Consider the following 6,721-nt stretch of genomic DNA (forward strand, 5'->3'; position numbering starts at 1 on the left):
TAATAAAACTATTGCCAGTTTTTGAAAAAAGCTTTATTCTCTTCTTGTAATCAAAAATGAATATGGAGATGAAACATACTATGGGTCAACTAGGAGACGCCGATTACGTTCCCGACACCGCCTTTTTATCCTTCCCAGCAGCTAAAACATTTCACTTAGAATTTATGATACAGTTAGTTGTTATTTTTATAGCTTCTATTTTGTATGCAATTTCTATGAATATGTTTTTTATCCCGCATAATATGATTAGCGGTGGGTTCGCTGGTGTAGGGATGATTATCGGTTATTTAATGCACTACAATATCGGAGCACTTATCTTTTTACTAAACATTCCGCTTCTTATTTTAAGTCACTTTTACTTAGGAAAGAAGACAACCTTTTTAACGGCATACTTTGTAGCTGTATCATCTTTAGCGATGAACATTATCCCAGTACACCAAGTCTCAGACGATATTTTACTTTCTTCTGTATTCGGTGGTGTCATCTGCGGTGCTGCCTCAGGAATCATATTCCGATTTGCTTCTTCAACAGGTGGTTTTGATGTTGTTGGATTGATTGTAGCGAAACATCGCGATGTTTCAATTGGAGCAATCATCTTTGGATTCAACTTAATCTTACTTGTTGCAGCAGGATTTATTTTCGGATGGGATATTACGCTTTATACGTTAATTAGTCGGTTTGTAGTCAGCAAAGTAATTGATGCCGTGCATACAAAACATATTAAATTAACGATAATGACAATTACAGAAAAAGGTGAGGAAATAAAAAGCTCACTATTACATCACGGCATACGTGGGGTGACAATGGTAGATGCTGTCGGCGGCTATACAAACCATAAGAAAAAAATGATTTACACTGTCGTAACTCGCTACGAGTTGGGCGAAATGAAACGTATTATCCGCCAAGTGGATAATAAAGCATTTATGAACATTACTGAAACAGTTGAAATTGTCGGCCGTTTCAAACGTATATAAAAAAGCGCAAGGAACTACAATTCCTTGCGCTTTTTATTTTTTACACTTATTACAAAATCAGATAATTCTATTATTGTATCACTAAATGTGTTATAATAAAACTAGACTTACAAAAAAGAGTATATAGACTTGGAAGTTTCTCTTATTTTTATAAGCAAAAAGAAACGAGCAGTCGGGTATATTTCAGACACCATACACGTAACGGTTTTCCAAAAGCCGTTCATCTTAGTTATTCTTCACTGATCTTTTTATAAAAAGATACGTACAACTAAAATTCACTTCAATATACTATACCTACCTTTTTGACTTCCAAATCATCTTATTACATAAGGAGATGAACATATGAATCAATATATACGATACACACTAGCTGTCCTATTTGCCATCGTCGGCGGTGCAATCTGTTTCTGGACAAACACTCAACTTGGGGAGAATATCATTTTCAATGGAATCGAAACCCTTGTAAGCGCTTCAATTTTAGGCGGATACATTTTCTTCCTCTTCAATCCAGAAGAAAATGCTCAAAAAACAATGTTATTAACAATGATCGGAATCGTTGGTGGATGTATTTCCTACTCAATGACAAACTATACATTACCACTTCAATTAAGCTCAGCTTTCTTCCACGGTCTATGGACTTGGTTTATCGCATTCTGCCTAGCAGACGTATTCAACCTACTACAAGACCACGAAGAAGAAAATGGTCAACAAATTGAAAGCAATTCTTAAGCTGGAAGATACTCTTCCAGCTTTTTTGTTTGCTATTCTCCACGCTTGCATACCCCGCTTGGTATTTATCGAAATATATCAGCGATTCCTCGATTATATCGACCGTTTCTCCAATTATATCGGCGATTTTTTCATTATATCGACGTTTCGACACAGGATATCGATTTAACGACATCCTTCGACAATCAAAACGTGCAACATACCCTATCCCCCAAGCAACTTACTACCGAACTCCACGATTAAAAAGATAACTAACAGGATCGCAAGTATTTTCAATGCTACATACGTCACTTTAAAAATTACATAAATGAGCAAGACTAACAAAATAATCGCTAAAATTTCCATATATAATTCCTCCAAGCTTTGCTCTTCTTATCTCATTTTACTCGCCCCGAACTTTTTATGGAACGGCAAAAGATTACATACAGAAAAGAGGATACCTCACCCATCGTAAGATACCCTCTCCTTCAACTGCTCAAACCATTCTCTCTCTAATTGTAAATATCCTATCTCACTCTTCTCAGCGCTCTTCAATTCTTTATCAGCTTTCCTCATATAAGTGCGTGAAGCTTCTAAATCACCCTCTAAATATTTAACAATTCCTTGTGTGCGGTAATACCCATTTAAGTCCATTTTTGTAATTGCCTTTGCATGTTCCTTCGCTTCTTGCAGGGAAAGATTTCCCTCCTGATACAGTACTTTATATAAAAGATACCAACTATGAAAACTACCAACAAAATATTTATTCTCTTTTGTCACAGGTAACTGCACAATTTTCTCTAAATGCACTATCGCTTTTTCCATTCCCTCTTGATCAGCTCGGGCATAAAAGACAAGCATAAGTCCACTCATTATCTCGCTTATACTTTTATCCTCTTTTAATTTCCCCTCACTAAGTTCTATTAATCTCTCATCCCAATCTTCCGGTCTTTTGTAACTAAATAACTCACTCGATACTTGAATCGTGTATAAATGCTCTCTAGCCTTTTCATCATCTTTAATTAAAATGAGAAATTGCATGCCATCGCTTAGTAGCGTTCCCTTTATTGGAATTGCTGTGACGACAAAGATTGCAAGGTGTAAAACAGAAAAGTATAAAAGCATGTGGTAATAACTCACCATATATATGTAACCTGATACAATGCCAAATACGAAACTCGTTAATGGTCCGCTTAAAGTCATCCATGCCCATTTTTTCGAAAGGTTCGTTGTGTATGTGGAAGGCGGTACTAACATTGCGACGCCACCAACATACATCCATATTTTATTTTCTCGAATTCGTATTTTTCCCTTTTCTTTTTGAACAGTAATAGGCCCTACTGTCATAAACTTAAATTTCAAACCGACTATCAAACCACATATTACATGCCCTAATTCATGAATAGCTAACACTAGCAATGCAATCCCGAAAAAGGCCCATATTTCTATAACTTGCTGTACTTTTTCTATTCGAATAAGCCCATATAAAGTGGAGCAAACGAAGGCAACGAACATTAAAAAAGCAGGTCTTCTTAAAACGTACACCGTTTTTCTCCCCTTAATAAATCATTTTTTTATGCATTTCGTACATATATGTTCCAACATGTAATACCCAAACGAACGAAATCATAATGACCATAAAGAAGTCTTTTCCATCTAAAATTGCATACGCAATCGCCGCCAACCACGCACAAGCAAGTGTCATATTTGTATATTGATATGCCTTATATCCCGCTTCATGAACAATTTGCTTTTGCCCTTCATCTGCATTCTTTGCCCACATTTCCATTGACTGAGAATACGTAACACTCTGTTCTGGATATAGAGCGTTATACCTTTTCCTCATTACAGATCCTAACCAAGTTATAGCAATAAAGCACACTGTAGATACCACAATACTTACACTAACAAAGAGCAAGTTCCCCTCACTCGTATACGTTCTATAAAAAGCGATAACTGAGCAAACAAACCATGATGGAATAATAATTTCCATTACTCGAAAATAAATAAGCGCTATCCCTAATCTTCGTCCCTTAACATTTTCTTCATCATCTTTCGTTTGTGCGAGCGCTCTTGTACGCTTCCAAATATAATATATAATCGCTACGCCAAATACACTCATCATAGCAATGCTAATAACAGGAGGTATTTTGCTAGTACCCTCTGTTGCAATATCCCCTACTACATACCCTATAAACCCACCAAAAATTGCTCCTACTAACAACTTCAATATAGCCGTCATTTTCCCATTTCCCTTATTCCTACTCTTCATCTCCATCTTCCCCCTCCACCAACATAAATATCTCCTCCACTGGCACTCCAAAAATTTGTGCAATTTTTAGCGATAACACAATAGACGGTGCATAATCCCCACGCTCAATTAAGCTAATGGTTTGCCGTGATGAGCCGATCGCTTTACCTAAATCCCCTTGTGATACACGATGCTTTGCTCTAAGTTCCCTCACTCGATTTTGAAGCTTCATGTTTTACCTCTTTTTCATTTATTTAATTAAAATTGTAAATAATATCCTTCACTTTGTCAATTATCATTGTCATTTTGACGTAGATATATGTCAAAAACGAATATATATTATGCTAGACATAACGTATATAATAATCTTCAAGAACTACACAATTGGGGTTAACGTAAACTTCCTTATTACTAAAAATAACACCTACCAAGGTTATAGCACTGGCTTTTCTAGTGAATTTAATAAATATGAACCTATGTCCATACTAAGCAACGATACGTACGAACTTTCACCTAGTAAAACGGGAACATATTATATAGTAGTGACCGGTTACGGTATCGAGGGAAAAATAAAAGCAAACTGGAAAATACAATAAAAAAGGCAGTGCTCAAAAGCACTGCCTTCCTAAATTTTGACATAGAATGGATTTCATATTAACTTGCGTTTTGTAAAAATACTCGTTTTAGTTGTTTGCGGAAACGAATGCCTAACGTAATTGCTACAATGACAATAGCTCCGAAAATGATTTTACCGATATGATCTCCCAGTAATCCGAAAATATCATGTAAGTTACCACCTAACCAGTAGCCACCAATTAAGAAGAATGATACCCAGAATAAAGCACCTGAATAAATTGTAATCGCAAAGCGGCGAAACGGTAAGTTAATGATACCTGCAAAGTATCCTGTAAAATGACGTACACCAGGAATGAAGAAACCGATAAAGATTAGAAAATAGCCATACTTATCGAACCACATTCTCGTTAAATCAATTTTTTTTTGTGTTAAAAATACGTACTTCCCGTATTTTTGAACAAAAGGCATACCAAGCTTATTTCCTAAAAAGTATTGGATTGTCATTCCTACACTTGTCCCAATAAAGGATAGGATAATTAAAATAGGTAAACTTAGGTCACCCTTCTGTGCTAAAAATCCCGCATATGCTAATGTGGGCTCTCCCGGAAACGGAAGTGCAATATATTCTAACAGCAAACCTACAAGTACTACATAATACCCGTATTGCTGAAATAATTCATGAACCCATTCCATGTCATCTCCCCTTTCATCCACGTACAACTTGTTACTATTATTGTATAAAAAAATTGTCGAAATAACTATCACAATAGCTTACATTTTTATTACATTTTTGTAAGGCTCATGCTAAAGTTTTCTGTTCTTTATTTAATTATATAAATTACTGTTTTAAAACGGGATGGCACCTACCTATTACAATGGCGAGAGACGTTAATATACAAATTTTATCCAGTTTTTAGCACTCGGAAATCGCCTCATTTTGTTCTCTATAAAAAACCATAACAAACTCATACTAACTTCATATTAGCTTCATATACGTATTGTAAGATTATATCGGAATTTGTTGAAAACTTTTACTACTATATTACCTAAACATTAAATTGAATAAATATAAATCGCTTTCTGAAAATGAAAAAAGGGAGAATAAGAATGGAAGCTTATAAAATGCACGATTTTATTAATACCAATATTGAATCTCATCCAAATGAAACGATTTTTAATTTACACATATGTGAAACAAATGAATTTGACGTAAGTTTAACAAAATCCACAACGCTATCTTTTGTCGTTTCTAAAAAGAATATTAAAATTGTCACGAAAAAATGGACTAATTCTAATCAAGAAAGCATGATTGGAAAAAGTTATATCATTCCAACGAAAGCGTTTCACTATTTCTTACCTATGATTTCTGAAACAGAAGATGAAATGAGTATTCAAGTACAGAGCTTCGGACTACACGGTGAGCTTTTACTAAATGAAAGATTGCTCATTGATAAAAACAACAAACATAATACAAAAATCACTGCTTTTTTTGAATCACTAAATGAAAACGTACATCAAGCATTACGAGGATTACAAATTCATTGCATGTAATACTACTAAAATAGTAAAAGGAGAATATCAATGAAAAAATTACTAGTAACTATAATGTTATCGTTAGGTTTTTTAACTGTTCCATATATGTCTGCGGAAGCAGCTTCAACTAACGAACAGCTTATCGTTGACACGAAATTAAATAAAATGGATTTCTATCAAAATGGAAAGTTTATAAAAAGCTTCACTGTCGCTACTGGCAAAACAGCAACACCTACACCTAAAGGTACTTTTCAAGTGGTAAATAAAATTAAAAACCGTCCTTATTATACAGGACATATTAAAGGCGGCGATCCACGTAATCCACTTGGTGACCGTTGGCTCGGATTAAATATGGCAGGAACATACGGAACAACGTATGCGATTCATGGGACTAACAACAATCAAGCGATTGGCAAAGCTACAACACTTGGCTGTATTCGCATGTATAACAATGATATACATTGGTTATTTGAACGTATTCAAGAACGTGCCACTGTCACTGTAAAATAACCTATGAACAAGATTTACATGTAGCCAAGAATTTTATATCTTGGCTTATTTTATTTATTCATTTACAGTAGCTAAACAACTCTACTTGCATATATAATGAGAGTAGACTGCACTAAATAGCATAAAAACATTAATAAACATAGATATTAAAATTATACAGTTATAATAT

Annotated in this window: 9 protein-coding genes; 4 read left to right on the top strand and 5 right to left on the bottom strand. The window is 34.7% G+C overall.

The window, feature by feature from the left end:
* The first annotated feature begins 80 nt into the window (after positions 1 to 80).
* A complete protein-coding gene (locus AB3X48_RS15300) occupies positions 81 to 974 on the top strand; it encodes a YitT family protein (RefSeq protein ID WP_002145016.1) in 894 nt (297 codons plus the stop codon).
* Positions 975 to 1,316: 342 nt separating this feature from the next.
* On the top strand, positions 1,317 to 1,703 hold the full coding sequence (locus tag AB3X48_RS15305) for a DUF3938 domain-containing protein (protein WP_002159972.1): 387 nt from the start codon (positions 1,317 to 1,319) through the stop codon (positions 1,701 to 1,703).
* A gap of 204 nt (positions 1,704 to 1,907) precedes the next feature.
* Here AB3X48_RS15305 and AB3X48_RS15310 read toward each other — a convergent pair whose 3' ends face one another.
* The 5 genes from AB3X48_RS15310 to AB3X48_RS15330 all read right to left on the bottom strand — a co-directional run bounded on the left by AB3X48_RS15310 (position 1,908) and on the right by AB3X48_RS15330 (position 5,202).
* Positions 1,908 to 2,048, bottom strand: a complete 141-nt coding sequence (locus tag AB3X48_RS15310) for a DUF3985 family protein (protein ID WP_002159971.1) — start codon at positions 2,046 to 2,048, stop codon at positions 1,908 to 1,910.
* 96 nt (positions 2,049 to 2,144) lie between these two features.
* Positions 2,145 to 3,227 carry a M50 family metallopeptidase gene (locus AB3X48_RS15315; protein WP_016106553.1) on the bottom strand — a complete coding sequence of 361 codons (1,083 nt, stop codon included), beginning with the start codon at positions 3,225 to 3,227 and terminating at the stop codon, positions 2,145 to 2,147.
* A gap of 13 nt (positions 3,228 to 3,240) precedes the next feature.
* Positions 3,241 to 3,954 carry a DUF3169 family protein gene (locus tag AB3X48_RS15320; protein ID WP_372343017.1) on the bottom strand — a complete coding sequence of 238 codons (714 nt, stop codon included), beginning with the start codon at positions 3,952 to 3,954 and terminating at the stop codon, positions 3,241 to 3,243.
* Positions 3,944 to 4,165: a helix-turn-helix transcriptional regulator gene (locus AB3X48_RS15325; RefSeq protein ID WP_002089441.1), complete on the bottom strand. Its 222-nt coding sequence runs from the start codon at positions 4,163 to 4,165 to the stop codon at positions 3,944 to 3,946. Before AB3X48_RS15325 ends, AB3X48_RS15320 begins: the two co-directional genes overlap by 11 nt.
* Before the next feature lie 422 nt (positions 4,166 to 4,587).
* Positions 4,588 to 5,202, bottom strand: coding sequence for a DedA family protein (locus tag AB3X48_RS15330; RefSeq protein WP_016106555.1), 615 nt, complete (start codon positions 5,200 to 5,202; stop codon positions 4,588 to 4,590).
* A 414-nt stretch (positions 5,203 to 5,616) separates the two neighbouring features.
* Here AB3X48_RS15330 and AB3X48_RS15335 point away from each other — a divergent pair, with 414 nt between their 5' ends.
* Together AB3X48_RS15335 and AB3X48_RS15340 are read left to right on the top strand one after the other, a co-directional pair.
* Complete coding sequence (locus AB3X48_RS15335) at positions 5,617 to 6,060, top strand: DUF3978 family protein (protein ID WP_016106556.1); 444 nt, start codon at positions 5,617 to 5,619, stop codon at positions 6,058 to 6,060.
* 30 nt (positions 6,061 to 6,090) lie between these two features.
* Positions 6,091 to 6,552 carry a L,D-transpeptidase gene (locus AB3X48_RS15340; RefSeq protein ID WP_002112718.1) on the top strand — a complete coding sequence of 154 codons (462 nt, stop codon included), beginning with the start codon at positions 6,091 to 6,093 and terminating at the stop codon, positions 6,550 to 6,552.
* Positions 6,553 to 6,721: the final 169 nt, after the last annotated feature.

This window comes from Bacillus sp. S4 (assembly GCF_040838205.1).
Taxonomy (GTDB): Bacteria; Bacillota; Bacilli; order Bacillales; family Bacillaceae_G; genus Bacillus_A; species Bacillus_A cereus_U.

What these genes read in the sequence shown, in the direction of transcription:
- AB3X48_RS15300 (WP_002145016.1), top strand. Translation starts at nt 81, where the DNA reads ATGGGTCAACTAGGAGACGCCGATTACGTTCCCGACACCGCCTTTTTA.
- AB3X48_RS15305 (WP_002159972.1), top strand. Translation starts at nt 1,317, where the DNA reads ATGAATCAATATATACGATACACACTAGCTGTCCTATTTGCCATCGTC.
- AB3X48_RS15310 (WP_002159971.1), bottom strand. Translation starts at nt 2,048, where the DNA reads ATGGAAATTTTAGCGATTATTTTGTTAGTCTTGCTCATTTATGTAATT.
- AB3X48_RS15320 (WP_372343017.1), bottom strand. Translation starts at nt 3,954, where the DNA reads ATGAAGAGTAGGAATAAGGGAAATGGGAAAATGACGGCTATATTGAAG.
- AB3X48_RS15325 (WP_002089441.1), bottom strand. Translation starts at nt 4,165, where the DNA reads ATGAAGCTTCAAAATCGAGTGAGGGAACTTAGAGCAAAGCATCGTGTA.
- AB3X48_RS15330 (WP_016106555.1), bottom strand. Translation starts at nt 5,202, where the DNA reads ATGGAATGGGTTCATGAATTATTTCAGCAATACGGGTATTATGTAGTA.
- AB3X48_RS15335 (WP_016106556.1), top strand. Translation starts at nt 5,617, where the DNA reads ATGGAAGCTTATAAAATGCACGATTTTATTAATACCAATATTGAATCT.
- AB3X48_RS15340 (WP_002112718.1), top strand. Translation starts at nt 6,091, where the DNA reads ATGAAAAAATTACTAGTAACTATAATGTTATCGTTAGGTTTTTTAACT.